We start from the raw sequence: 25136 nt of genomic DNA, 5'->3' as shown, positions 1-25136 counted from the left end.
TTTTTCAGCGGGCGTAATTATTTCATTGTGGGCATCACAAATTCAGTTTGATCATGCATGATCGTTGGCCAGCGGGCGGTAATGGCTTTACGTTTGGTATAAAAGCGCACTCCATCAGGACCATGCATATGTAATGGACCAAATAAAGAGCGCTTCCAGCCACCAAAACTATGAAAAGCCATTGGAACGGGAATAGGGATGTTGACTCCGACCATACCGACTTGGACATGATGACAGAAGTGACGTGCTATCTCGCCATTTTGCGTAAAAATGGCGGTACCATTACCAAACTCATGCAGGTTAATGAGAGATAAAGCCTCGTCATAATCTTTCACTCTGACAACACATAAGACGGGACCAAAAATTTCTTCTTGATAAATGCGCATATTGGGCGTGACATGATCAAATAAGCAGCCCCCAAGAAAGTATCCTCCTTCTCTATCTTTAACGGAGAGTTGACGGCCATCATTGATGAGTTGAGCCCCTTCTTTTAAGCCTATTTCAAGGTAGTTTTCGACTTTGTTTTTATGATCTCTGGTGATCATAGGGCCCATATCCATTGCAGGGATCATGCCGTCACCTATCTTTAAGTTACTGACTCGAGGGCTGAGTTTTTCGATGAGAGGATCGGCGATATCCCCAACGGCAATAATGACTGATATTGCCATACAGCGCTCGCCAGCCGATCCAAAAGCGGCTCCCATGACGGCATTAACGGCTTTATCAAGATCGGCATCCGGCATTAATAACATATGTTTTTTAGCGCCCCTAAAGCTTGAACGCGTTTACCCTGTGCTGAGGCGGTGGTGTAAATATATTCTGCGACGGGAGTTGAGCCGACAAAACTAACGGCTTTGATATCATCATGGGTGAGTAAGGTATCGACGGCTTCTTTATCACCATTGACCACATTAAGCACCCCGCTTGAGTGAGAAGTTCAGCAATACGAATAACCACACTCGGATCTTTTTCTGAGGGTTTTAAAATGAAAGTATTGCCACAAGCGATAGCGATAGGAAACATCCACATGGGTACCATAAAGGGAAAATTAAACGGTGTAATCCCTGCTACGACTCCTAAAGATTGCAAGCATCGATACCACTGCCGACTTGTTCTGTATGTTCACCTTTGAGTAGGTGTGGGATCCCACATGCAAACTCAATAACTTCAATTCCGCGAACCACTTCACCTTTGGCATCATCGTGTACTTTGCCATGTTCATGGCTAATGAGCATGGCAAGTTCATCTATGTTCTCTTCAATTAATGTTTTAAACTTGAACAGAATACGTGAACGGTTTAACGGGGTGATTTGAGACCAAGTTTGATAGGCTTGTTTCGCCACCTTGATAGCACTTTCAACTTCGACTCGACTGGCTAAAGAGAGATCCGCTTGTGGCTGACCAGTAGCGGGATTAAAAACCGTTTGAGTGCGTTCACTTTCCGGACTATGTTGTCCATTGATGTAATGTGTGATTGATTTCATATATTCTCGTCCTATTAGGGTTGATGCTAACGTGCGGATATCATGATTCAATCGGCACTTACAATGGCATCAGATAACGTATTAATAAGTTGATCTATTTGTTCTTTTTCAATAATTAATGGTGGAGATAGGGCTATGGTGTCAGCGGTCACTCTCACAAGACTGCCTCTGTTAAAGCACTCTTCGAAAATGCTAAAGGCTCGCTTACCGATCCCTGCCTGGCTGGGAGAAAATTGAATAGCACCCACCAAACCAAAATTTCGGATATCGATAACATTGCTTAAGCCTTTTAAGCTATGGATCGCATTTTCAAAATAGTTTTCTAACTGTTTACTGCTTTGAAAAAGCTGTTCATTTTGATATATATTTAAAGAGGCTAATGCGGCGGCAGCAGCAACGGGATGGCCTGAGTAAGTATATCCATGGAAGAGTTCTATGGTATCTTTTGGCGCATTCATACAGATATCATAAATATGGTCGTCTATGAGAACGGCTCCCATAGGCACTGTACCATTGGTGAGGCCTTTAGCTGTGGTGATCATGTCAGGAATGACATTCCAGCGTTGGCTCGCAAAAGCGTCACCAATTCGACCAAACCCGGTGATCACTTCATCAAAAATTAATAAGATCCCGTGTTTTTTGGTGATTTGCCTCAGCCGTTCAAGATAGCCTTTAGGAGGGAGTATGACACCTGCCGATCCCGCTAATGGTTCAACGATAACCGCCGCAATATTTTCTGCACCTTGTAATAAAATAATATTTTCTAGCGCATCAGCCTTTTCTATTCCACTTTCTGGCAGGCCTCGACAGAATGCATTTGTTTCAATATCAAGCGTATGCGGTAGATGATCGACCCCTTGTAGCAGTTGTGCACTAAAACTTTTGCGGTTGGCTGGGATCCCTCCAACTGAAATACCGCCAAAGCCAACACCATGATAACCTAACTCCCGACCAATGAATCGCGTTCTACTGGCTTCTCCATTGGCTCGATGAAAATTGAGTGCCACTTTCAAGGCGCTATCAACCGCTTCTGAGCCTGAGTTCGTAAAAAAAACTTTATTCAGTCCTTTGGGACTGATTTGTGAGAGGCGTTGAGCGAGTTGAAAAATGAGGGGATGACCCATTTGAAAAGAAGGTGCAAAATCCATCTCACGTATTTGATGGCTCACTGCATTAATGATTTCTTCTCGGGAGTGGCCGGCGTTACAACACCATAACCCCGCAGTGCCATCTAATATCGGTCGACCAGCAGTATCTTGGTAGTAAACCCCTTTGGCTTTACTTAAGAGTCTAGGTTTCGCTTTAAATTGCCGGTTAGCAGTAAAAGGCATCCAATAATGCTCTAAAGATAGAGTCTCTTTTGAAAGGGGCTGTGGATCATGTTGTGTCATATAACCTTCCCTCAAGTTGTATTTGAGTTGCATCAATGAGAACTAAGTGCTTTTGGGTTAGCGTATTTATCTATGCTGACTGATGAGTCTTTAGCCAATAAGCATGCCTGACTTGACGACAATGATTAGTAGCAATCTGTATGTAAAATATACTGAAGCGTTGAGGAAATACACAAATTTTGATAATAAAATATACATTGAAGCTTTTTTTTAGGCTATTGTAGTTTCACTTATTGACCCATTGTCATGCGTATACAAGGACTAAAAGCCCCTAAAGTTTGTTTTTGGCAAGGTTTTTAAGCGAGTTTCAGCTTCTATAAAAGTGAGTAAATTGACGAATAGGAAGATAAAGGATGACTAAAGTTAAATGTGGTTTAATTCAAATGAGTTTAAAAGCCGATACCTCTGAAAGTGTTGAGGTGATCCGGCAAGCAATGCTTGATGCACATCTTCCCTTGATTGAATCCGCAGCCAATCAAGGAGTCCAAGTTCTCTGTTTTCAAGAAGTCTTTACTCAAGCTTATTTTTGCCCCAGCCAAGACAATAAATGGTATCAATCTGCTGAGAAAATCCCCGATGGCCCAACGGTTAAGCTCATGCAAGGGTTGGCTAAGAAGCATGCCATGGTGTTGGTGGTGCCTATTTATGAAGAAGATGTGACCGGCGTTTATTATAATACCGCGGCAGTCATTGATGCTGATGGCAGTTATCTCGGTAAGTATCGCAAGAATCATATTCCGGATGTAGCCCCCGGTTTTTGGGAGAAACATTATTTCAAGCCAGGTAACCATGGTTACCCAGTATTTGATACGGCTTATTGTAAGTTGGGGGTATATATCTGTTATGACAGACATTTCCCTGAAGGTTGGCGAGCATTAGCATTAAACGGTGCTGAATATATTGTTAACCCTTCTGCAACGGTGGCGGGATTGAGTGAATATTTATGGGAACTTGAGCAACCGGCATCTGCGGCGGCGAATGGTGTTTTCATTGGCGCCATTAATCGAGTTGGAAAAGAAGCCCCTTGGGATGAAAAAATGGGTGAATTTTATGGCTCTAGTTATATTGTTAATCCAAATGGCAAAATTGAAGCTCAAGCGAGTCGAGATAAAGATGAGCTTTTAGTCCATGAAATTGATTTAGACATGGTGAAGCAAGTGAGGAATGGTTGGCAGTTTTTGCGAGATAGACGCCCTGAAACGTATGCTGATTTGACTGAAGGCTATCAATGGAGCCCTAAAAAATCGCTGTAAAAAGGATCCGATAGACTCATATTTGTTCATTAAATTTATTATAAATAATAAGGGTGATTATGGCGATTTTGATATCAAAACCCATTAAAAAAGGTCAGTTATATGAGTTAGACATTGAAGATGATGTCAGCAGTAGTCAGCATTTCAACCATGACATCGCCCCAACAAAAATAGCCGAAAGGACATGGACAAAATGGAATGTGGCTGCATTGTGGGTAGGGATGGCGGTATGTGTGCCAACGTATACTCTCGGTGGGGTATTGACCAGTTTTTTTGGGTTAGATGTGAAAGAAGCCTTATTAACGATTCTATTGGCCAATATCGTCATCCTTATTCCGCTGACATTAAATGCATTTGCAGGGACTAAATATGGTATTCCTTTTCCAGTATTATTGCGATCATCATTTGGGGTAATAGGATCCAATATCCCTTGCATTATTAGGGCGGTGGTGGCTTGTGGTTGGTTTGGTATACAGACTTTGTTTGGCGGGATCGCTATTCATATATTGCTCTCCCATTTAGTGCCAGGCTGGGAGTCATTAGGTGGGAAAGGAGAGGTGATTGGTTTTTTCTTATTTCTTTTCTTGAATGTTTATATTGTCATTAAAGGCGCCGAATCGATTAAAATCTTGGAGTCATTGTCGGCACCGATTTTATTAGCGGTAGGGATAGGCTTGATGATGTGGGCTTACCCTCAAGTGTCGATGACTGAGCTACTTGCCGTGCCGCCGAAACGACCTGAAAATGCCTCTGTTTGGCCCTATTTCTTTGGTGCTTTGACCGCAATGGTCGGTTTTTGGGCTACGTTATCACTGAATATTCCGGATTTTAGTCGTTACGCTAAATCACAAAAAGATCAAATTCTAGGGCAAATGTTGGGGTTGCCTTTCACCATGTTTTTTTATGCTTCATTGGGGGTGATATTAACGGCAGCATCACAGGGATTAGTCGGGGAAACGATTTCTGATCCCGTAAATCTTATCGGTAAAATTAATAACCCAGTTGGGGTCGTGATTGCGATGTTTTTCATTATTGTGGCGACGTTATCAACCAATACCGCGGCAAATGTGGTGTCGCCAACCAATGATTTTCAAAATATCGCGCCTAAAAAAATTAATCATACAAAAGGGGTATTATTAACGGGATTCATTGGCTTTCTATTAATGTCATATGATCTTATGCTGCGAATGGACTGGATCCAGACTGATTTATATCTGGAAGATAGGTATTCCAGTTGGCTGTTAGGTTATTCGAGTTTACTGGGACCTATTGCTGGGATCATGGTGGTTGATTATTTCATTATTCGTAAGCAATATTTAAATTTACCCGAGCTTTATAAAACACATGGTATTTATAAAGGCGTACATTATCCGGGCATGATGGCTTTTCTTTTTCCCGTTTGTTTGACTCTAATTGCGGTGAATGTCGAGACCTTTTCTTGGTTTTATCATTATGGTTGGTTTACGGGCTCGATATTGGGTGGGATCACTTATTATATCCTTTGTAAACTAACAGGCGATAAGGGGATAGCCTTAACAGGTTACTTTTTTACTGGATATTTAAAGAATAAAAGTCGCATAACTACCACTCATTAATTTGATTAAGATGGGGTATATGGATATTAAAAATCAAGATTACCCTTTGTCTGAAGTGCCATTGTCGGGGCGAAAAACGGTACTGTCATTGAGTTGGATATTGATGGGTTTTACGCTATTTACAGCGACCATGTTTGCGGGAGGACAAGTCGGGGTTGCTTTTCCCTTTTGGCCAGATCTCATTGTGATTATTTTTGTTGGTAATGTGCTGCTGGGAGGCTATGCAGCATTACTGGCTAATCTTGCTTTTCATACCGGATTAAATACCCAACTTTTAGCACGATTTAGCTTTGGTCACTTTGGCGGCGCAATCGTGGACTTAATATTGGGTTTAACTCAAATCGGTTGGTATGCTTGGGGGATCGCGATACTGGCCGTCTATAGTTTACAAATGATAGGGGTCACTCCAGATTCTGCACTTTATTCGTCTTATTTACACTGTATTATCGTTTTTTTTGGAATAGCATTCTGTATAACGGCTTATATTGGTTATCGAGGCTTGGAAGTCTTATCCATTGTTTCTGTCCCTCTGATACTGTTTTTCATTGGGGTGAGCTTATATAACAGTTATGAAGCAAGTCAAAACGGTGCATTATCAGTGCCAGAGCCGATTACGGGAGTATTGTCTTTTGGTTTGGCTGTTACCATTATTTTTGGCACATTTTCTAGTGGCGCGACACAATCAACGAACTGGACTCGGTTTGCACCATCACCAAGAGCGGCTATTTGGTCAAGTTTATTGGCTTTTTTAATCTGCAATGGATTAATGACGGTTGTCGGTGCGGTAGGGGCATTAGTATATGGTGAATCGGATGTGGTGGCCGTCTTATTATTACAAAAGTTATTTTGGTTTGGTTGTTTAATGTTATTAATGAGTCTTTGGACAACACAAGACAATACTATTTATAATTTTTCATTGGCGGCATGCCATTTATTTCGCACCAATAATCGGCGGTTAATGACGTTAGTGGGAGCGATGATTGGGATTGTATTAGCGCTTTTTCGTATTGATCAACATTTATTGGGCTTTTTGTTATTACTGGGAACCTTTATTCCACCTATTGGCGGTGTGATTATTGGTGATTATTTTTTTGTTCGGAAAAAACGTTATCCTCAAATGGATCAGGCTCGCTTCTCTAAAGTGAATATTTCAGGTATAGCGGCGTACTTTATTGCCTGTTTTATTGCTTACTTTAGCCCTGGTATCGCCCCTGTGAATGGCATCGTGGCAGCGATTATTGGTTATAGCTTATTCGGGAGAATTTTTAAACGTCGTGTTATGGGAGAAAATAATGTACCAAGATCATGAGTTCATGCAAGCCGCGCTGTTACAAGCTAAGAAAAGTTTATCTGAAGGAGGGATCCCAATAGGCTCTGTACTCGTTATCAATAATCAAATTGTTGCGAGAGGACATAATCAAAGAGTACAAAAAAACAGTGCAATTTTACATGCTGAAATGGACTGTTTAGAGAATGCAGGGCGGTTAACTGCGGCGCAATACCAGAAATCAACACTCTATTCGACGTTATCCCCCTGTGCGATGTGTAGCGGGACCTCATTACTTTATTGCATTCCTCGCATTGTGGTAGGTGAGAATGTCACTTTTCAAGGGCCGGAAGAATATTTGAAATCTCAAGGGATTGAGGTAAGGGTTTTGAATGATAGTCAATGCATTGATTTAATGACTCAATTTATAGAGCAGCAACCTAAATTATGGAATGAAGATATTGGTGTTTAAGTGATCATATCAGGCTTTATGTCATTGCATTTGGGGATATGTTGTTGGGATTTTCAGGGTTATAGAAGATAAAAAATGGGAGCTTAGCATGTCAATTCTAATAAAAGGCGGCACAGTTGTTAATGCCGATACCAGCTTTCTAGCCGATGTGTATTGCGAAGATTGCTTGATAAAAGGTGTTGGGGAGCATTTAAACGTCCCTAGTACTGCAGAGGTGATTGATGCGAGTGGGCAATATGTGATGCCTGGCGGCATTGATCCCCATACGCATATGCAGCTGCCTTTTATGGGAACGGTGGCGAGTGAGGATTTTTATACCGGAACCGCCGCAGGACTTGCAGGCGGTACCACCAGCATTATTGATTTTGTGATCCCAGCGCCCAAGCAATCTTTGATGGAAGCGTATAACGAGTGGAGAGGTTGGGCTGAAAAATCAGCCGCTGATTATTCTTTTCATGTGGCAGTGACTTGGTGGGATGAGTCAGTACATAGAGACATGGGAACCTTAGTGGCCGATCATGGGGTCAATAGTTTTAAACACTTTATGGCCTATAAAAATGCCATTATGGCAGATGATGAAATTTTGGTGAATAGTTTTCGTCGCTGTGTTGAGCTTGGTGCGATACCCACTGTGCATGCTGAAAATGGTGAATTAGTTTTTCAATTGCAAAAAGAGATGTTAGCGCAAGGGATCACCGGTCCTGAGGGGCACCCTTTGTCTCGCCCCCCCGCAGTAGAAGGTGAAGCGGCAAATCGAGCGATTAAAATTGCCGAAGTGATGAATGCGCCACTTTATGTGGTACATGTGTCATGTAAAGATTCTTTAGATGCCATTGTGAAAGCGCGTAATGCGGGTCAACGGGTTTATGGAGAGTGCTTAGCGGGTCATTTGTTGGTTGATGACAGTGTTTATCAAAATCCTGATTTTACCTTTGCCGCCGCTCATGTGATGAGCCCTCCTTTTAGAAGTAAGCCGCATCAAGAAGCACTATGGCAAGGCTTACAATCGGGAAACTTACAGACAACAGCCACCGATCATTGTTGTTTCTGCGCGGATCAAAAAGCCATGGGTAAAGATGATTTTAGTCAAATTCCTAATGGTACTGCTGGGGTTGAAGATAGAATGACGGTTCTTTGGGATGCGGGTGTCAATACTGGCCGTCTAACCATGAGCGAATTTGTGGCGGCAACATCGACTAATGCGGCAAAAATATTTAATGTTTACCCAAGAAAAGGTGTGATTAGTGTCGGATCTGATGCCGATATTGTGGTGTGGGATCCACAAGGTTCGCGGACCATATCGGCGAAAACGCACTATCAGAATATTGACTTTAATATTTTCGAAGGACGCAAAGTCAAAGGCATCGCTTCCCATACCATCAGTAATGGCAACTTAGTTTGGGTGGATGGTGATTTAAGAGCTGTACGCGGAGCGGGTCGATATATTAAAAGGCCCGCATTCCATCCGATGTTTAAAGCGATGGATACGTTTAAACAGCAGCATACTCAAGGCGCAGTTAAGCGAAAATAGCGGTAATTTACATTAAAAGATGACATGCTCCTTGATTATAATAGATTAATATTCAAGGAGTTTGAAGTAAGTATGTATTCTATATTACCCAATAAAGCGCTAAAGCCTAATGGACCTATCTCTGAAACCTTAATCGACATGGGTTTTGACTCTTTTCATCAAGTCTGTGATTGGATTTGGCGATTACCCTATGGTCGTACTCGTGATAGTCAGAATTATCTGAGTGTGATTAAAGAGCAGAAAGGCACCTGTAGTACGAAACACGCTTTGCTAAAGGCATTAGTAGATGAGTTGGGCATTAAGGTTGAACTCACTATTGGTATTTATGCGATGACACAGGCCAATACCCCTGGAGTCGGTGAAGTGCTGGAGCAATATCAGCAAGCATTTATCCTTGAGGCACATTGCTATTTATCTTATCAAGGCAATCGAGTGGATTTGACCCGTTTTATGACTGTACCGAGTGAGCCCATTACAGCATTTTTTATTGAGAAAAATATAACGGCTGATGAGATAACAGCGGGCAAGCAACCCTTTCATTATGCATTTATACAAAACCTGTTTGGATTAGAGCAAGCCAAAGCTGTGTGGAAAATAAGAGAGCAATGTATTAAAGCACTAAGCGAGCAGTGATGGTAAATTAGTTAATAAATTGATTTTATAATATATTTAGATGTGTAATAACCTGTAATAGGACTTGTTATTCTATTGACTATAATCATAGCGAATAGTCTGACAATAATGGTTCACAGGAGCTAAGGAAGGCAATGAGATTAAAATTGACGAGCAGTGCTGGTATGATCGCGGGCTATAATGCTGCAGCGACTTCAGACACGAATGTGCTTTTTTATATTCATCCGACAGAGCACTGGGCATTGTCATGTGCAGATGTTGAAATGGCCTATATGAAAAGGCAGCTTACGGTTTCGTTGCAGCCAAATGAAAAAGGCGAGGGAGTCTTCTCGCTTGGAACGGCGATAAGCTGTCGTTATTCCCTTCAATTACACCCTAATCCTTGCTTGTTTTATATTCAGTTATTGGAAGCGATGTTATTTTCATTAAAAGGGACTAAAGTGATCCAAGAGTAAGTCTGGCTGGGGCATTGAGAGGGAAGGCATCGGTATAACATCATGTGAATATGACTTTTAATCTTGAAACTTGGTGATGCGCGTAGGGATCGGGTACACTAATGCCTTTGTTAGTCACTTGATACTTTAACATGGAATTTTTAACGGGTTTATATCCTGGCATTAAGCACCTACATCTTACGCTTGTTGCAACAAGTGTATTGTTCTTTATTTTCCGATTTGTTCTACATTTACGCAGTTCGGTTATGTTGGAGAAGAAGTGGCTGAAGATATCACCTCACGTCATTGATACATTTTTACTTTTATCCGGTGTGCTTTTATGTATCGTGATCCAGCAATTCCCATTTGTTGATCCTTGGCTGACCGAAAAGTTAGGCGCGGTTGCTGCCTATATAGTATTGGCTACGATTGCGTTAAAGGCGAATCGAGGCAAACTTTTTAAGATTTTTGCTGCATTTGGTGCATTAGGCTGGGTGGTGTATGCTGCGAAAATAGCTATCTTTAAACAAGCAATATTAGTAGGTTGATGACAAAATTCATTCTTAATGATGCGAAAAAATTACCTGAAATCGCATTTGAAATAACAGAACATCTTGGCTTTTCAAAAGTGCAAAGCACACAATGGGCTTGGTATGCATTGGCGGGGTCAGTATTAAGTCATTATGTCATCGATCGGCATGAACGTTTATCGGCTTTGCTCAATTGGTTTTATAAAGATAAAGGCTTTTGTGCGAGGGAAGACTATTTTAGTGTGGAAGCGGCTGATGTGGGACGCTGCTTAGTCACTCGACAAGGCAACAGCACGACGTTGGCGACATTATTGATGTTGCTTGCTAAGCAGCTTGATTTGTCGATGGATTTAATCTTATTACCCGGTTATACGGCTTTGTGTTGTCGTATTGATAGTGACATCTTTTATTTAGATCCATTAACGGGTGAAGGGTTAAGTAAGCATCAATTACATGTGTTTGTCCGAGGTGAGTTAGGGAATGCGGCAAAGTTGAAAGCCAGTTATTTAAAACCAGCTACACCTAAACGGATCGTGTCACGTATGATCCATGAGCTTAAGGCTGGCTGTATTATTTCACGTCAATTTGAACCCGCGATGGAGTGTAGTAATTTATTACTGCAATGGCATAAAGAAGATCTCAACCTTAATCGAGAGCGTGCCTTCATAGCTCAGCAATTAGGCTGTTTAAGTATGGCGACCGCTGATTTGGAATATTTCATTGATAATAGCCCTAATGATCCTCTCATTGAGTTAGTCAAAATACAGTTAAAAGAGTTACGTAATGAAGTCGAAATATTTCATTAATTCTTTATTTTACAGTCAATTTCTTCATTTTTGATAATAATGCTCAGGCGCTCTTATTTAAGAGCGTCGTTATTGATTGATTTTTAAATACCAGTGAAACGGAAAAATAATAATAAAGCAGCGACGACTGCAAGGGAGAATAATTTATGAGTGATGCAGCTTTAGTGACTAATGATGCGATTGCCTTGGGGATGTTAACCACGATTCTAGGCGGTATTTTTTACACTAGCACCAGTTCCCATCCTTTCTGGAAAAAGTTTTACCGTTATATACCGGCATTACTTTTATGCTACTTTCTTCCTTCGCTATTAAATACCTTTGGTATTGTTAACGGTGACACCTCCAAATTATACTTTGTTGCATCGCGCTACTTGCTTCCAGCTTGTTTAGTACTGTTGATTTTAAGTGTGGATTTAAAAGCTATTTTAGCTTTAGGGCCTAAAGCGCTTATTATGTTTTTCACCGGGACTGTGGGTATCGTCATCGGCGGCCCAATTGCACTATTGATTATTTCTTCAATTAATCCAGATGTTATCGGCGGAAATGGCCCTAATGCCGTATGGCGAGGCATGACCACATTAGCGGGGAGCTGGATTGGTGGTGGCGCGAATCAGGCGGCAATGAAAGAAATTTATGGCGCCGGAGGCAATATCTTTTCTGTGATGGTGACCGTCGATGTTATTGTCGCCAATATTTGGATGGCCGTGCTGCTATTTATGGCCTCCAAAGCCAAAGAGATTGATGCTAAAACGGGTGCGGATACGTCGGCAATTGATGTATTAAAGGCGAAGGTTGAGAAATATCATGCAGAAAATGCGCGTATACCTAGTTTTCGTGATTTGATGTTGATTGTGGCTATTGGTTTTGGCGTGACTGGATTGGCGCACTTTGCGGCCGATTTTCTTGGGCCCTTTTTTGAGACTCACTATCCGTGGACACAGGCCTATAGTTTAACCTCTAAATTCTTTTGGTTGATTGTGTTAGTGACGAGTATCGGTTTAGCGCTCTCTTTTAGTCCGGTTCGTCATATAGAGGCCGCGGGCGCATCTAAAGTGGCTTCAGTCTTTTTATATATCTTAGTGGCGACCATAGGCTTGCATATGGACGTGTCTAAGTTGGCTGATGAGGCCAATCTCTGGTATTTTGCCATTGGTATTATTTGGATGTTGGTGCATGCAACTTTCATGTTGCTGGTGGCCAAGCTTATTAAGGCGCCGTTGTTTTACATGGCGGTGGGGAGCCAAGCTAACGTGGGCGGCGCCGCCTCAGCCCCTGTGGTTGCTGCGGCCTTTCATCCCGCGCTTGCCCCCGTGGGTGTATTGTTAGCGGTGTTGGGATATGCTTTAGGCACTTATATGGCGTGGTTTTGTGGACAAATTTTACAGTTGATTGCCACGCCGTAACATACGTTATGCCACATGAGAGATAAACATTTTTTTATGTGGCGGATACTTCCAAATAATGACTTTCCAAATAACAAATTGGTTTTATTAAAGAGATATAATGATGAGTAATAAAGTGATTAAGTTAGATACGATAGACATTGCCAATGATAAGCCGTTTGTTTTATTTGGTGGTATGAACGTACTCGAGTCTCGCGATTTAGCAATGAAAATTGCTGAAACATATGCTGAAGTGACACAAAGATTAGGGATCCCTTATGTTTTTAAGGCCTCTTTTGATAAGGCTAATCGTTCTTCGGTTAATTCTTATCGTGGGCCGGGTATGGAAGCAGGGCTGAAAATTTTTGAAGAAATTAAATCAACCTTTAACTTACCGATCATAACGGATGTGCATGAGGTGTATCAATGTGCGCCTGTTGCTGAAGTGGTTGATATTATCCAGCTGCCAGCATTTCTGGCTCGCCAAACTGACTTGGTGGTGGCGATGGCGCAAACCGGCGCGATTATCAATGTTAAAAAACCGCAATTTTTAGCGCCTCATGAAATGCGTCATATTATTACCAAATTTAATGAAGCGGGTAATGATAATATTATTTTGTGTGAGCGTGGCAGCAGCTTCGGTTATAACAATTTAGTGGTTGATATGTTGGGCATGGATGAAATGAAGCAATCAGGTTACCCCGTTATCTTTGATGCGACGCATGCTCTACAACGTCCTGGGGGACGGACAGACTCTGCTGGTGGACGTCGCGCGCAAGCAACTGAGCTTGCTCGTAGTGGTATGGCCTTGGGATTAGCGGGTTTATTTATAGAGGCTCATCCTGATCCCGATCAGGCTAAATGTGATGGTCCATGCGCCTTACCGTTACATCTGCTAGAAAACTATTTAACACAAATGAAAGCTGTTGATGATTTAGTTAAGTCTTTTGAACCGATTGATACCAGTCGTTAGACAATATTGATTGTGATCATAAGCCGCTCATCGAATGATGAGCGGCTTTTTTAATGCTTGAATGATCCAATGTGAAGAGATTATTCTTTTTTACAGATCGCGATAGCGATACAAATTGCAGCGCCTCCCCAAGTAATGATTAAACTGATACACATCATAATTATTGCCGAATTTGTCATAAGTTTTCCTTATCATCATGTCGGTTATTCTTAGAACAGATATTGATGATGATTGAGAGCAGTAGCATGAAGGTGATTAACCCCCAGCCCAGTAAAAGTTGATCCATAAAAGTATAATCACCATACCCTTGAGTGAAGGTATTGATTAAGTTGCGGACTAAGATAATGAGCAATATAACAGGACTCATATAACGTAAGCACAGTTCCATCCATTTTCCCGTATTAAAATCAGAAAGTTGATTAGCATAATGGCGTATAATAGACGCTTTGATAAACCAAGCTAAGATAATGACTTCGACAAGGCAGCTGAAGATCAGTGCAATGTTATTAATAAAGTAATCGACTAAATCGAGTAATAATATTCCGCCATTAGTGGCAAATAGCATAGAAATAATGAACCCGAGTCCACAGACTAAGGTGGCCACTTTTTTACGAGGATAGTTTAATTTATCGATGATTGCTGAAATCACGGCTTCTATAATGGAGATATGAGAACTTAACCCTGCAACGACTAAGGAGGTGAAAAATAATGGCCCAAGAATATAAGGGATCGGTAAATGACTGATGGCTTCTGGAATGGTGACAAAAGCCAAACCAACACCGGATGAAACCACATTGGTGATCGGTTGGGCTTGTTCTTCGGCCATATGACCGAGCACGCTAAAAACGAGTATGCCCGCCAAGATAGAAAAACCACAATTAATCGATACGGTTATGATGGCATTATTATTGATATCTGACTTTTTAGGCAGATAGCTGGAGTAAGCGAGCATGATGGCAAAACCGACACTTAACGTGAAAAATATTTGCCCGTAAGCAGCTGACCACACTTTAACGTTTAATAGTTGACTAAAGTCGGGTTGAAATAAATAATTAAGCCCTTTTTGCGCCCCTGGGAGAAAGACCGTTTGTGAGATAAGAAATAACACGATGATAAGGAGTAATGGCATTAATATTTTATTGGCTCTTTCTATTCCTTCTTTTATACCAGTATAAACAGCAAAAAAAGTAATACTCCATGCAATAAACATAGGAATGGCAATATGGAGTAATAAATCACCTAAGTTAAAGGGTGAATATGCCCCTAATTGTAGATATTGAGTAAAAAAGAAATCATTGGTATTGTCTCCCCAATTTTGGGTAAATGACAAGCCTAAGTAGGAGATTGACCAGCCAATGATCGCCACATAATAGATCCCAATGACGGCTGCTATCATGACTTGAAACCAGCCTAACCATTGTAATCTGAGCTTAAGATCGACGCCTAATTTTGTGAATATACCGGGGGCCGCTCGACGCCATTTATGACCCATGGTAAATTCCATAATCATAAAGGGGATCCCTGCTGAGGCCATTGCAAATAAATAGGGAATGAAGAATGCACCGCCACCATTTTCATAGGTGATGTAAGGAAAACGCCAAATATTGCCCAGTCCAATCGCTGAGCCTACCGCAGCCAATATAAAACCTGTTCTTGAATTCCATTGCTCCCTCCCCATAAATTGTCCTTAAATGATTGCTAGGTTATTCTTTGTGTTAATAAAAGTTTAGTTACAATTCTTTCTATTTGTTGAATGAATTGGCATTAGATTTGATATTACTTTTCGACTTAGATATAAAATGGAACTTATTGCATAAATTTATGGTCATTGAATTTAGTCAAGCAAGCTTTATTAAGGTGCGGCTCTCTGATTGATTGGGCTTTACTTGAGTTTTATTGATGCTGACATTTATTTACTTTACGACGTTATAGATTCTTTTTATTATTATTTTAGGGATTTCCCTTTTAAGGCCATTATGAAACAAGCCAGTCGATATACCTTATTATTACTGATCCCCTCGATTTTATTTAGTCCATTTACTTTTAGTGAGTCTCATCATTATTCTGAAAAGCATAGCAATAAAAAAAATGAAAAAGTGGTGGTTATTGTTAAAAAACCTAAGCATAAAGTGGGTTATAAAAGAAAGCATATGCCTAAAGGGGCGACTCGGGTGGTCGTCAAAAAGAATAATTACTATTTTTATGATGGATTTTATTATCGTTCTGTCCGTGGACAATACCAAGTGGTTGCCAGTCCACACGGTGCTAGAGTTAAAGTATTGCCAGCGGGCTATCGAAGAATCGTAATAGGTGTCACTCCTTATTTTATTTTTGAAGGAACCTATTATCTTTATAAGGAAAATACTCGAGATTATGTGGTAGTGACTGAACCTCACTCAAGTAATCAAGTGATTAAAATGTCGGGGCAGTACATTGCTGGGGAAGTTTATTCTGAATTACCTGAAAATACGGAGTCAGTGCAAAGGAATGGTATGCAGTATTTTAGATACGGGTCGTTATACTTTTTACCCCAAGTGAGTCATGGCGGCGTGGTCTATCTCGCGGTAAAACTGAACTAATAACTTATAGGGTTAATAGGTTGAAAAAGTGACTTGTCAATTCAAGTCACCTTTTTAAGAGGTCTATGCTTATTTTTAAATTGATTCTAGATCTTTGACTTTATGATAAAGCAGAATATTTTCAGGTACGGAGAGTCGATGCTTTTCAGCTCGTTGAATAATATAACCATTGATATTATCAATTTCACTGCGTCTATGATGGGTGATATCTTGGTACATCGAAGAAAAGTTATTTTTTGTCAGGCTGATCACATCTAAAATACGTTGAATTAATGCTGCTTTATTCAATAAAATGGCATCATGTTGTGCAACTAATATGATTTCTTGAGCGATAGTGTCTATCTGTAAGCGAAATCGTTCGGCTGATAATGCCCCATTTTTGCACCGTTCAATGGCCGTTAGCGGATTAATAACCGCATTAACCGCTAATTTTTGCCATAGCATGGGTAGAATAGACTCGCAATATTGTGCATTGTCAATGCTATTAAGAAGCCGAGCCTTTAGGCTCTCAACCATTAATGGACCACTATGATGACCAAATTGAGTGAGTCCAGTGCCCGTTTGCTCTATATGCCAAGCAGTGTGTCTTAGTGCGCCTTGTGAAGTTGTGCCTAAACTTAAGCCGATAGTGGGATAAGAGGCGTGTAATTTCTCTTGTAGAATGAGATGAGGCCCCATTCCATTATGGAGTAATAAAATATGGCAACGGGGAGGGAGTTGATTGATAAGGGGTACTAAAGCATCAATCACTTGATAAGATTTCACACAAACAATCAAGAGTTGAATATCAGTGAAAGCAGACTGAGGACTCTGGGCATTGATGAAGTTTGCATCATACTTAAGAATATCACCTAATAAGGTGGTCACGTTCACTTTGTGGCAGCGTGTTTTTTGACGGTCAATAAAGCATAGTGAGTCAGTTTTTTTAATGGATTGGTTTAATTGGTAATGGATTAATTGACCAATGGCACCAGTTCCTAAGATAGCGATTTTATTCATATTGAAACGGTACATGTCATCATATAAAAGGCTTTTTATTATACCAAAACAGCATTAATGTTTTGATGATATTTCATTCATTTTTTGAGTGAGCTGAAGATAGATTAAATGGGATAAATAGAAACATAACATGCCAACAAAATCGGCGAGGAGATCGGCAAAAGAGGCACTGCGGTAAGGTAATAGTGATTGCACAACTTCTATCGCCATGGCATAGAAACCTAAAATGCTCACTAAGGTATAATGATTAGGCTTAAAAGCAAAGTAGGCTAAATAAGACAGTAAGAAAAAGCTACCAAAGTGGGCGAGCTTATCGAAATAAGGGATCCAAGATGGATTGAAATTGGGTTGTGAGAATACTAAGTAACTGATTAGTATAAATGATACCACAAGTGCAATTTTAAATATAAAGGGTTTAGTGCTCACAAGCTTAGGCGTCGTGTTGTTGTTTGAGTTTATCATAGGCCAAATTACCACCTAAAGTCACCTATAAGCTTATTTTATCTTTTACACCTTCAACTTTACTTGCTCCATGGGTACACTAGTATTTATTTTTTAATGAGTAATAGGACAGCCAAATTATGCCTTCTATGGACATAGTATCCGAAGTTGATGAAGTTGAATTACGTAATGCTGTGGATAATTCGCGACGTGAACTCAGTAGTCGTTTTGACTTTCGTGGTAAAGAGGCGAGCGTTGAATATAAAGATCATATGGTAACGTTATCGGCAGAGGATGATTTTCAATGCAAGCAATTGGTTGATATTTTGCGTATGCAGTTAAGTAAGCGAAATATTGATCCCGCCTCGATGGATGTCGACGATAAAGCCGTACATAGCGGCAAGACATTTTCTTTAAAAGTGAACTTCAAGCAAGGCATCGAAACCCTGATAGCCAAAAAATTAGTTAAGTTGATTAAAGACAGTAAATTAAAAGTACAATCGTCGATTCAAGGTGACTCAGTGAGAGTCACAGGAAAAAAACGAGATGACTTGCAAGCTGTGATGACTCTGGCAAAAGGAGCCGATTTAGGTCAGCCTTTTCAGTTTGATAACTTTAGAGATTAATATCCAAGCCCGTTGATCTCTGCATCTTAAATGAACTTGGGTATATGTTGAATAAGCCCTCCTGTGAGGGCTTTGTTTTTAGGGGTCATTCTGGATGGGGGGCATATTTGTTAACCAGTAAGATGAGGCCCAATACGGGGATACCGATAATACTGGTACCAATAAAGAAGCTAATATAATCAAAGTGATCAATATAGACCCCAGAGAATCCCGCGATAAATTTGGGGAATAACAACATGATTGAAGACAATAAGGCGTATTGAGTCGCGCTATAACCACTACTGGTTAAGCTCGATAAATAAGCGATAAAGGCTGATGTCGCAATACCAGCAGAGAAATTATCAATAGAGATGATAGTGGTAAGTACTGTCGTGTTATACCCTATCATGGCTTGGTAGGCGAATAAGACATTGGTGATTGATGCAAGTACAGCGCCTAAAAAGAGAATTTTCATTGTGCCAAAACGCGCAATTAAGACCCCACCGAATCCTGCCCCAACTAAGGTCATTATTAATCCATACACTTTGGTTATGGTGGCGATTTCAGTTTTAGAAAATCCCATATCAACGTAAAACACATTGGCCATTATGCCCATTACAATATCTGAAATGCGGTAGCAGGAAACGAGCAGTAAGATTAAAATAGCACTGCGACCATAACGTTTAAAAAAATCAACGAAAGGTAAAACGGCAGCGGTATATAACCAAGATATTATTCCTGCTATTTGCGCTGGGTAGCGGTTTGATAATTCAAGTTTAAGCTGTGCTTCTTGTTCATCAGCCTCTTTGGTTTCAACATTGGGTTCACGGCACAAAAGTGTGGTTAATATTCCAACCGCCATAAATCCTGCCATGACGAGATAGGCTGTTTGCCAAGCGAGTAAATTATATGTTTGGCTATCAGGCTCAACCCAAGCTGCAATGGTTAATGCACCAGCGGTAGCGATGATCATTGCGCTACGGTAACCCACTTGATAGGCTGCGGCTAATGCCGCTTGCATTTTTTGCGGAGCAGATTCGATGCGAAAGGCATCAATCACAATATCTTGGGTTGCAGAAGAAAAAGCGATCATGAATGCAAATAAAGCGAGACTTTTAAGATCATTGAGCGGATTACTTTGGCTCATTCCCATAATAGCCACGACAACCAAGCTCTGAGAAAGCAACATCCAAGCACGTCTTCTGCCTAACAATCGGGTCAGAATAGGTAAGGACAGCCTATCAACGAGTGGAGACCATGCCCACTTGAAACCATAAGTTAAGGCTATCCAACTAAAGTATCCAATTGCGGTTCGATCAACGCCAGCTTCTCTGAGCCAGAATGACAGTGTAGAAAACACTAACATTAATGGTAACCCTGATGAAAACCCGAGAAAGAGTAAAACAAGGACACGTTTATGGCGATAGATGGAAAGGGCTTGTTTAAATTGTTGGAAGTGAGCGCTGGCTAATGTCATAAAATCACTGCGTCATGTTAGTTAAGGCTAGCTTAAGCGGGACGGGTTTAAGGTTCAAGGTTAATATGATTAACAAATGGGTATCACTGGCTGCTGATATGCTGAGTATGTTTTTGAACTACACTTCAATTTAAGGACCGGGGGTATTCATTATTTTGGAATCCATATGTTACTATATGATAAAATTGATAAAAAATTATCAATTGCTATTATTTTAGGGAATACGGTTGCATGGGCTGATTTTGCGTTATACGCTTATTTTTCTTTAGTGTTATCTAAAGTTTTTTCCCTTTTACTTCAAGTTCTAATGCATATATTTTGTATTTTATTGTTTTTGCATTGGGGTTTTTATTTCGTCCCATAGGTTCTGCTATTGCTGGTGTTTATGCCGATAAACACGGCAGGAAAAATACCCTCATGGCGACAGTGATTATTTCTTCTGTGATCACCGCTTTGATAGGCTTGTTGCCTTCTTATGATTCTATTGGTTTCTTTTCACCTTTGTTGTTAACTATTCTACGTATATTACAAACCATGTCGATAAGTGCAGAACCCACTAATTCTGGTTCTTTACTGATTGAGTCAGCACCAGAAAATCGAAAAGGATTAGTGACATCGTTTGTTATGGTGGGCATATTTGTTGGTTTCGTATTGGGAATTTACTCTTTTTATTTATTAAGTTCATGGCTAACAGCTGAGCAAATGAGCAAATGAGCAAATGAGCAATTGGGGCTGGCGGTTATCTTTTTTATTTTTTGCCTTTCTAGGTGTTATCGTTGTCATCGTATTGTCTTTTACTAATGAGTCACCATTGTTTTTACAAAGACAAAAAGAAAATAAGCTAAATCCTCACCCTTTCAAGACCGCTGTTGTTCATTATCCTCATCAAATGTTTATCCTTTTTTCAAAGGAAACAAAGAATACGGATTTATCGATTTAAGCTTAAAAATACTCTTTTTAGGCTTAAAATGAAAAAGCCTGAATGTGAATTATTCAGGCTTTTGTCGATGATGAGTCGATATGAAATTAAGGTCTGATCCCTATGCAACCTTGGGGAATATTTCCCCCAATGCTCAAATAATCACAACAGTCATCGATTTGCTGCCTTAAAAAATGATTACCACGGATCATCCAATCAGGCCATCGATCAAAGGCATGAAGCAGGTGCCAGAACACTTTTTCAATATCAGTTTGTGCATCCCCTTGATGGTTATACATTTGCCATTCTTCTAAGGTGTCCCATAAATATAATTGAATTTCATTAAATTCTAATTGTTCACCTAAAAATGCTTTTCCATACATTGCCAGCTGGGGTGCTTTATCATCAATGAACTCATTAGGTGTCATTGAGTTGCCTCCTTTTTGCTGTGCAACTTAAGTATAGAAGTAAAATTAATGACTTGAAATAAAAATAGCCAAAAATGACATTTTTGTGACATAGATCACTTTTATATTGTTTATTGTTTAAGACCTATCTATATTGATAGGTTGCTTATAGCCAAATTAACGGGTTTGGAGGTATATTTATCTTGGTAATAATTCTGCTTTTAGTAAAATAATCCCCTTGATGGGGAAATCGGGCCAATTTAATTTTTCATTGATCTGGGTGGGGACTGATGACATGGCTAAAAGGACTTCTTCACCTTGGATAACATAACCAAAAACAGCATATCCCCAACGGCGAGAAGAAGGGTCGAGTCGTTCATTATCACCTATATTAAAGTAGAATTGACTGGTTGCTGTATGAGGTTCATTCTCTCTTGCCATAGCGATCGTCCCTACGGCATTAGACAGTCCATTGCCCGATTCGTTAACAATAGGGGCTGAAGTTGGCTTTTCATTTTCTTGTAAATCAAGCCCCCCTCCTTGTATGACAAATCCGGGAATGATGCGATGAAAGAGCGTATTATCATAATGTCCATTGACCACATAGGTGAGGAAATTATCCACAGTGATAGGTGCCCGGCTTCTATCTAATTCAACAATGATTGTGCCCATGCTGGTTGTCAGTTTTACTTTAGGAAATAAAGTATTAGGCTGAATGTCGCTAGCAAACGCATTGTGGCTCATAAATAAAAATAACAGACCTGCAAGGTAATGATTAAGCGTTTTCATTGTGTTGATTCTATCCTTGAATGAATTGATTAAGCTCTGGATCCGTAATGATTTCTTGTGTGAGTATGGCGAGTTGTTTATTTATTTCAAGCTCCAAAGTGGCAAAATCAGGACTCAGTGGTTTTTTGAGCATCGCTTTGATCCGAAAACGTTTATTGAGTGTTTTTCTTTCCGTTTTGGTACTGGCGCCAGTTATAATGTCTCGCTGTTTATTGGCTACGGCATTGATAATAATTTCAGTCTTGGCTGTAAACCCGAATACGCCTTCATCAACATTGGTGAGCAATTTTTCAATTTGAAATTCTACAGAATTATGGGGATCTGAAGAGACTTGATAACCCGCTTCTTGTAATCCAGCTTGTAAAACACGATTCATTTGATCGCGTAAAGGCTCACTGGCACTGATTTGACGAGTCACGTTTCCATCATCAATGAAACGAACAATATATTGGAACGGTCTAATATCGGTTGTACTCATTGAAATGCTTGTATGTTCGGCAGTTTGCACGTTGATAATGGGAACTTGTGGATTTAAGGCTATATAACGTGGCGAATAACTTGTACAGCCTGTTAGACCGATTGAAACAAGCAGTAATAAATAGAAATGTCTCATTATCATGGTGTTAATTCTCTCTATAATGGAACGCAATAGGATACCAGAATTGGTTTTCTATGCCAGAGTGCAACGTGCTTACTTCATTTTAATAGCCAAACCTTCTTTAACGGCTTTAAGGAGAGATAAGGCTTGTGATTGTTAGTCAAAGGTTTTTAACGTACAGTCATTGGGTGGAATTTACTCAGCAGAAGATCGTTCTGTGTTTTTACTGGGCGAATAATGCGTATTGCTTAAGGAATAAGAGCGGATGAAATTAACTCAAATAAAACCTACTACGCCCTCCTCACTCGGGATGGCTGCGCCTGAATGTTTAATTAGTAAAGTGGGTAAAGTGGTTTTTGGTCAATTTGATGGACCGGTGGCTGCATTAGGTATTGAAAATTTCAGCTACGTGACTAACATGGATAAACCTGCGTCTTCATTATCTAAATACTTGGATTTTAAACAATTTCAGTTTGTTAGTATTGTCACTCCTGAATATATTGTTGCTGTGGCAATAGCGGATATTCGTTATTTGGGCAGTGCTTTTTGTTATTTTTATGACATTAAAAATGATGAACTGATTGAAACTCAGTGGCTTAAGCTTGGCTCATTCGGTTATCAAATGTCTCACTCTCCTATGGATGGCGTCGCTTATATTAACAGTAGAAAAGGTGAGGTAAAGTTCATTATTGAGCAAGGCTGTTGGCACCTTGAGGTTAAAACGGCAAGATTAGTTGTTAATGTAGATATTAGCCCTCAAGTGTTAAGTCTACCTATTGCTATGTGCACACCAACGGGTTATAACGGCTGGACTTATACTCAAAAGCATAATGGTCTCAATGTAGTGGGCTCATTATCAATTGATAATAAAGTGATCTCGCTTGAAAAGGCGCTGGCAAATTATGATTTTTCAGCAGGCTTTATGCGCCGAGAAACCAGTTGGCGTTGGGGGAGTATTAATGCGCATTTTAATGGCTCGATAATAGGATTGAATTTAGCATCGGGTGTCAATGAAACGGGGACGAATGAGAATGTGTTTTGGTTTAATGGTGAACGACATCCGCTTAGTCCAGTGCATTTTGATTTTTCTTATTTACAGCGTTCGGGATCAGACTTACTTGCACAAAACCGTTGGCGTCTCTATTCAGAAGATGCTTGTGTTGATTTAATATTTACTATCAAAAATCTTCGACGAGAAAAAATAAATTTACTCTTTATTAAGAGTAACTTTAGGCAGTATTTAGGTTATTACACTGGGACGATTATTGATAATAGCGGTAGAGTGCATAAGCTAAATAATGTGATAGGGTTAGCCGAAGATCATTATGCCAAATGGTGATAATCACTATTGGTTAAATAAAGTGAGCCTAGACGGTTGGACGTTAAAAGCCATTTTATGAATGAGAAAAGATACGATGAAAAAAGGAACAATAACGTATGGATATTAATGGATTAATTAAGTATCCCGAATTACTGCTGCTGATCTTAGCCCCTATTTTTTATGTTTTCATGATTATTGAATGGTACTTTGTTAATAAAAAACCAACGGCCCCATTAAGTTCACAATATCGATTACCTGAAGTACTTTGTAATTTTAGCTTGGCTGCAATGCATCAAACTGCGGATCTGGTTGCTGGCTTATTGATTATTGAACTTTATTTTTACTTTTTTAATTGGCGTCTGTTTTCAATTGAAATGACCTGGAGCTACTTCTTTTTATTGGTGTTAGCGCAAGATTTTTGTTATTACTGGTTCCATCGCGCAAGCCATCGAATTCGTTGGATGTGGGCGGCTCATGTTACTCATCACAGCTCTGAAACCATGAACTTTAGTACCGCGTTTAGGCAGAGTTTATTGTACCCATTAGTCGGAATGTGGATTTTTTGGATCCCCTTGGTTATTTTAGGCTTCGAGCCACGTTGGGTGATTTTTTCTGTGCTACTCAATTTGGGGCTACAATTTTTTGTACATACGCAGACAATTCAATCATTAGGTATTTTAGAGTGGATATTGAATACTCCTTCGCATCACAGGGTACATCATGGGCGGAATCCTCAATATATAGATAAAAACTATGCGGGGGTTTTTATTATTTGGGATCGACTTTTTGGCACATTTGAGCCTGAAAAAGAGCGGGTTCTTTACGGTATTACTCACTCAGTGAAGAGTTTTAACCCCTTTGTTGTCACTTTCAAAGAGTGGGGAAGCATGTGGCAAGAGGTAAGGGGAAAAGGATTAAGTGTGAGACAGAGGTTGAGTATTTTATTTGCCCCACCAAAATATTTACCTATTAACGAACAACATGTATTAGAAGTAAACGATAGAACTCGAACGCTTGAAGTTGACGTAAAGCAATGATGATTAAGTAAGTATTAGTGGAGTTGATCTTTTTCTATTTTATAAAGCAGAGTTTATAAGCTTAATAATATAGAATGTTGATTGTTTCAACTGGTATTACTTGTAAGTGCTTAACTAAAAGTTATCGTATATTTTGACGGATAATTATCCATGATGTTTTTTACACTCTCTTTGAGTGCATCAAAAGTGATAAAATCATGGCAAGATAACCAT

General features: G+C 40.0%; 25 protein-coding genes and 1 pseudogene. 16 read left to right on the top strand and 10 right to left on the bottom strand.

Features of this window, described 5'->3' with window-relative positions; all coding sequences use genetic code 11:
* Nucleotides 1-17: 17 nt before the first annotated feature.
* Nucleotides 18-1484, bottom strand: a pseudogene (locus tag L2764_RS12745) (CoA-acylating methylmalonate-semialdehyde dehydrogenase).
* A 47-nt stretch (nucleotides 1485-1531) separates the two neighbouring features.
* Nucleotides 1532-2875 carry an omega-aminotransferase AptA gene (gene aptA, locus L2764_RS12740; protein WP_248940636.1) on the bottom strand — a complete coding sequence of 448 codons (1344 nt, stop codon included), beginning with the start codon at nucleotides 2873-2875 and terminating at the stop codon, nucleotides 1532-1534.
* A gap of 353 nt (nucleotides 2876-3228) precedes the next feature.
* Here aptA and L2764_RS12735 point away from each other — a divergent pair, with 353 nt between their 5' ends.
* From L2764_RS12735 to kdsA, 11 genes are all read left to right on the top strand, one after another.
* On the top strand, nucleotides 3229-4128 hold the full coding sequence (locus tag L2764_RS12735; protein ID WP_248940635.1) for a nitrilase-related carbon-nitrogen hydrolase: 900 nt from the start codon (nucleotides 3229-3231) through the stop codon (nucleotides 4126-4128).
* Between the two features lie 59 nt (nucleotides 4129-4187).
* Nucleotides 4188-5723 carry an NCS1 family nucleobase:cation symporter-1 gene (locus tag L2764_RS12730; RefSeq protein ID WP_248940634.1) on the top strand — a complete coding sequence of 512 codons (1536 nt, stop codon included), beginning with the start codon at nucleotides 4188-4190 and terminating at the stop codon, nucleotides 5721-5723.
* A 19-nt stretch (nucleotides 5724-5742) separates the two neighbouring features.
* The gene (gene codB / locus L2764_RS12725; RefSeq protein ID WP_248940633.1) at nucleotides 5743-7032 is read left to right on the top strand and encodes a cytosine permease; all 1290 of its coding nucleotides are present in this window, start codon (nucleotides 5743-5745) and stop codon (nucleotides 7030-7032) included.
* Nucleotides 7016-7462, top strand: coding sequence for a nucleoside deaminase (locus L2764_RS12720; protein ID WP_248940632.1), 447 nt, complete (start codon nucleotides 7016-7018; stop codon nucleotides 7460-7462). The genes codB and L2764_RS12720 overlap by 17 nt, the downstream gene beginning before the upstream one ends.
* A gap of 88 nt (nucleotides 7463-7550) precedes the next feature.
* Nucleotides 7551-8993 (top strand): dihydropyrimidinase, encoded by a 1443-nt coding sequence (gene hydA / locus L2764_RS12715; protein WP_248940631.1) that lies wholly within the window; start codon nucleotides 7551-7553, stop codon nucleotides 8991-8993.
* 72 nt (nucleotides 8994-9065) lie between these two features.
* Nucleotides 9066-9626, top strand: coding sequence for a hypothetical protein (locus L2764_RS12710; RefSeq protein WP_248940630.1), 561 nt, complete (start codon nucleotides 9066-9068; stop codon nucleotides 9624-9626).
* 134 nt (nucleotides 9627-9760) lie between these two features.
* Nucleotides 9761-10081 (top strand): hypothetical protein, encoded by a 321-nt coding sequence (locus tag L2764_RS12705; protein ID WP_248940629.1) that lies wholly within the window; start codon nucleotides 9761-9763, stop codon nucleotides 10079-10081.
* A 131-nt stretch (nucleotides 10082-10212) separates the two neighbouring features.
* Nucleotides 10213-10608, top strand: a complete 396-nt coding sequence (locus L2764_RS12700; RefSeq protein ID WP_248940628.1) for a SirB2 family protein — start codon at nucleotides 10213-10215, stop codon at nucleotides 10606-10608.
* Nucleotides 10608-11396, top strand: a complete 789-nt coding sequence (locus L2764_RS12695; RefSeq protein WP_248940627.1) for a transglutaminase family protein — start codon at nucleotides 10608-10610, stop codon at nucleotides 11394-11396. Before L2764_RS12700 ends, L2764_RS12695 begins: the two co-directional genes overlap by 1 nt.
* A 146-nt stretch (nucleotides 11397-11542) precedes the next feature.
* Complete coding sequence (locus L2764_RS12690) at nucleotides 11543-12799, top strand: DUF819 family protein (RefSeq protein ID WP_248940626.1); 1257 nt, start codon at nucleotides 11543-11545, stop codon at nucleotides 12797-12799.
* Nucleotides 12800-12902: 103 nt separating this feature from the next.
* Nucleotides 12903-13751: a 3-deoxy-8-phosphooctulonate synthase gene (gene kdsA, locus L2764_RS12685; RefSeq protein ID WP_248940652.1), complete on the top strand. Its 849-nt coding sequence runs from the start codon at nucleotides 12903-12905 to the stop codon at nucleotides 13749-13751.
* A gap of 80 nt (nucleotides 13752-13831) precedes the next feature.
* Here the strand turns inward: kdsA and L2764_RS12680 are convergent, their stop codons facing one another.
* Both L2764_RS12680 and L2764_RS12675 read right to left on the bottom strand, forming a co-directional pair.
* Complete coding sequence (locus L2764_RS12680) at nucleotides 13832-13906, bottom strand: MetS family NSS transporter small subunit (protein WP_248940651.1); 75 nt, start codon at nucleotides 13904-13906, stop codon at nucleotides 13832-13834.
* Between the two features lie 20 nt (nucleotides 13907-13926).
* On the bottom strand, nucleotides 13927-15429 hold the full coding sequence (locus tag L2764_RS12675) for a sodium-dependent transporter (protein WP_248940625.1): 1503 nt from the start codon (nucleotides 15427-15429) through the stop codon (nucleotides 13927-13929).
* Between the two features lie 193 nt (nucleotides 15430-15622).
* Between L2764_RS12675 and L2764_RS12670 the strand changes: the two genes are divergently transcribed.
* Nucleotides 15623-16330, top strand: coding sequence for a DUF6515 family protein (locus L2764_RS12670; protein ID WP_376708416.1), 708 nt, complete (start codon nucleotides 15623-15625; stop codon nucleotides 16328-16330).
* A gap of 75 nt (nucleotides 16331-16405) precedes the next feature.
* Here the strand turns inward: L2764_RS12670 and L2764_RS12665 are convergent, their stop codons facing one another.
* Together L2764_RS12665 and L2764_RS12660 are read right to left on the bottom strand one after the other, a co-directional pair.
* Nucleotides 16406-17329, bottom strand: a complete 924-nt coding sequence (locus L2764_RS12665) for a ketopantoate reductase family protein (RefSeq protein WP_248940623.1) — start codon at nucleotides 17327-17329, stop codon at nucleotides 16406-16408.
* Between the two features lie 54 nt (nucleotides 17330-17383).
* On the bottom strand, nucleotides 17384-17791 hold the full coding sequence (locus L2764_RS12660; RefSeq protein WP_248940622.1) for a VanZ family protein: 408 nt from the start codon (nucleotides 17789-17791) through the stop codon (nucleotides 17384-17386).
* A gap of 119 nt (nucleotides 17792-17910) precedes the next feature.
* Between L2764_RS12660 and L2764_RS12655 the strand changes: the two genes are divergently transcribed.
* Nucleotides 17911-18396 (top strand): YajQ family cyclic di-GMP-binding protein, encoded by a 486-nt coding sequence (locus tag L2764_RS12655; RefSeq protein ID WP_248940621.1) that lies wholly within the window; start codon nucleotides 17911-17913, stop codon nucleotides 18394-18396.
* Nucleotides 18397-18481: 85 nt separating this feature from the next.
* Here L2764_RS12655 and L2764_RS12650 read toward each other — a convergent pair whose 3' ends face one another.
* A complete protein-coding gene (locus L2764_RS12650) occupies nucleotides 18482-19852 on the bottom strand; it encodes an AmpG family muropeptide MFS transporter (RefSeq protein ID WP_248940620.1) in 1371 nt (456 codons plus the stop codon).
* A gap of 318 nt (nucleotides 19853-20170) precedes the next feature.
* Here L2764_RS12650 and L2764_RS12645 point away from each other — a divergent pair, with 318 nt between their 5' ends.
* Nucleotides 20171-20566 (top strand): MFS transporter, encoded by a 396-nt coding sequence (locus L2764_RS12645; protein WP_248940619.1) that lies wholly within the window; start codon nucleotides 20171-20173, stop codon nucleotides 20564-20566.
* Nucleotides 20567-20878: 312 nt separating this feature from the next.
* Here L2764_RS12645 and L2764_RS12640 read toward each other — a convergent pair whose 3' ends face one another.
* The 3 genes from L2764_RS12640 to L2764_RS12630 all read right to left on the bottom strand — a co-directional run bounded on the left by L2764_RS12640 (nucleotide 20879) and on the right by L2764_RS12630 (nucleotide 22586).
* A complete protein-coding gene (locus L2764_RS12640) occupies nucleotides 20879-21199 on the bottom strand; it encodes a hypothetical protein (RefSeq protein ID WP_248940618.1) in 321 nt (106 codons plus the stop codon).
* A 177-nt stretch (nucleotides 21200-21376) separates the two neighbouring features.
* Nucleotides 21377-21967 (bottom strand): peptidylprolyl isomerase, encoded by a 591-nt coding sequence (locus L2764_RS12635; protein ID WP_248940617.1) that lies wholly within the window; start codon nucleotides 21965-21967, stop codon nucleotides 21377-21379.
* A gap of 10 nt (nucleotides 21968-21977) precedes the next feature.
* Nucleotides 21978-22586 carry a YajG family lipoprotein gene (locus L2764_RS12630; protein ID WP_248940616.1) on the bottom strand — a complete coding sequence of 203 codons (609 nt, stop codon included), beginning with the start codon at nucleotides 22584-22586 and terminating at the stop codon, nucleotides 21978-21980.
* A 244-nt stretch (nucleotides 22587-22830) separates the two neighbouring features.
* Between L2764_RS12630 and L2764_RS12625 the strand changes: the two genes are divergently transcribed.
* Both L2764_RS12625 and L2764_RS12620 read left to right on the top strand, forming a co-directional pair.
* A complete protein-coding gene (locus tag L2764_RS12625; RefSeq protein ID WP_248940615.1) occupies nucleotides 22831-23904 on the top strand; it encodes a DUF2804 domain-containing protein in 1074 nt (357 codons plus the stop codon).
* Nucleotides 23905-24002: 98 nt separating this feature from the next.
* Nucleotides 24003-24923 (top strand): sterol desaturase family protein, encoded by a 921-nt coding sequence (locus L2764_RS12620; protein ID WP_248940614.1) that lies wholly within the window; start codon nucleotides 24003-24005, stop codon nucleotides 24921-24923.
* The last annotated feature ends 213 nt before the right edge of the window (nucleotides 24924-25136 follow it).

Source organism: Shewanella surugensis, from assembly GCF_023284005.1.
Taxonomy (GTDB): Bacteria; Pseudomonadota; Gammaproteobacteria; order Enterobacterales; family Shewanellaceae; genus Shewanella; species Shewanella surugensis.
The sequence above is the reverse complement of the archived record's forward strand: the minus strand, read 5'-3'. Positions and strand labels throughout refer to the sequence as shown.

Coding starts and splice junctions, on each gene's coding strand:
- aptA (WP_248940636.1), bottom strand. CDS start 2,875: ATGACACAACATGATCCACAGCCCCTTTCAAAAGAGACTCTATCTTTA.
- L2764_RS12735 (WP_248940635.1), top strand. CDS start 3,229: ATGACTAAAGTTAAATGTGGTTTAATTCAAATGAGTTTAAAAGCCGAT.
- L2764_RS12730 (WP_248940634.1), top strand. CDS start 4,188: ATGGCGATTTTGATATCAAAACCCATTAAAAAAGGTCAGTTATATGAG.
- codB (WP_248940633.1), top strand. CDS start 5,743: ATGGATATTAAAAATCAAGATTACCCTTTGTCTGAAGTGCCATTGTCG.
- L2764_RS12720 (WP_248940632.1), top strand. CDS start 7,016: ATGTACCAAGATCATGAGTTCATGCAAGCCGCGCTGTTACAAGCTAAG.
- hydA (WP_248940631.1), top strand. CDS start 7,551: ATGTCAATTCTAATAAAAGGCGGCACAGTTGTTAATGCCGATACCAGC.
- L2764_RS12710 (WP_248940630.1), top strand. CDS start 9,066: ATGTATTCTATATTACCCAATAAAGCGCTAAAGCCTAATGGACCTATC.
- L2764_RS12705 (WP_248940629.1), top strand. CDS start 9,761: ATGAGATTAAAATTGACGAGCAGTGCTGGTATGATCGCGGGCTATAAT.
- L2764_RS12700 (WP_248940628.1), top strand. CDS start 10,213: ATGGAATTTTTAACGGGTTTATATCCTGGCATTAAGCACCTACATCTT.
- L2764_RS12695 (WP_248940627.1), top strand. CDS start 10,608: ATGACAAAATTCATTCTTAATGATGCGAAAAAATTACCTGAAATCGCA.
- L2764_RS12690 (WP_248940626.1), top strand. CDS start 11,543: ATGAGTGATGCAGCTTTAGTGACTAATGATGCGATTGCCTTGGGGATG.
- kdsA (WP_248940652.1), top strand. CDS start 12,903: ATGAGTAATAAAGTGATTAAGTTAGATACGATAGACATTGCCAATGAT.
- L2764_RS12675 (WP_248940625.1), bottom strand. CDS start 15,429: ATGGGGAGGGAGCAATGGAATTCAAGAACAGGTTTTATATTGGCTGCG.
- L2764_RS12665 (WP_248940623.1), bottom strand. CDS start 17,329: ATGAATAAAATCGCTATCTTAGGAACTGGTGCCATTGGTCAATTAATC.
- L2764_RS12660 (WP_248940622.1), bottom strand. CDS start 17,791: ATGATAAACTCAAACAACAACACGACGCCTAAGCTTGTGAGCACTAAA.
- L2764_RS12655 (WP_248940621.1), top strand. CDS start 17,911: ATGCCTTCTATGGACATAGTATCCGAAGTTGATGAAGTTGAATTACGT.
- L2764_RS12650 (WP_248940620.1), bottom strand. CDS start 19,852: ATGACATTAGCCAGCGCTCACTTCCAACAATTTAAACAAGCCCTTTCC.
- L2764_RS12640 (WP_248940618.1), bottom strand. CDS start 21,199: ATGACACCTAATGAGTTCATTGATGATAAAGCACCCCAGCTGGCAATG.
- L2764_RS12635 (WP_248940617.1), bottom strand. CDS start 21,967: ATGAAAACGCTTAATCATTACCTTGCAGGTCTGTTATTTTTATTTATG.
- L2764_RS12630 (WP_248940616.1), bottom strand. CDS start 22,586: ATGATAATGAGACATTTCTATTTATTACTGCTTGTTTCAATCGGTCTA.
- L2764_RS12625 (WP_248940615.1), top strand. CDS start 22,831: ATGAAATTAACTCAAATAAAACCTACTACGCCCTCCTCACTCGGGATG.
- L2764_RS12620 (WP_248940614.1), top strand. CDS start 24,003: ATGGATATTAATGGATTAATTAAGTATCCCGAATTACTGCTGCTGATC.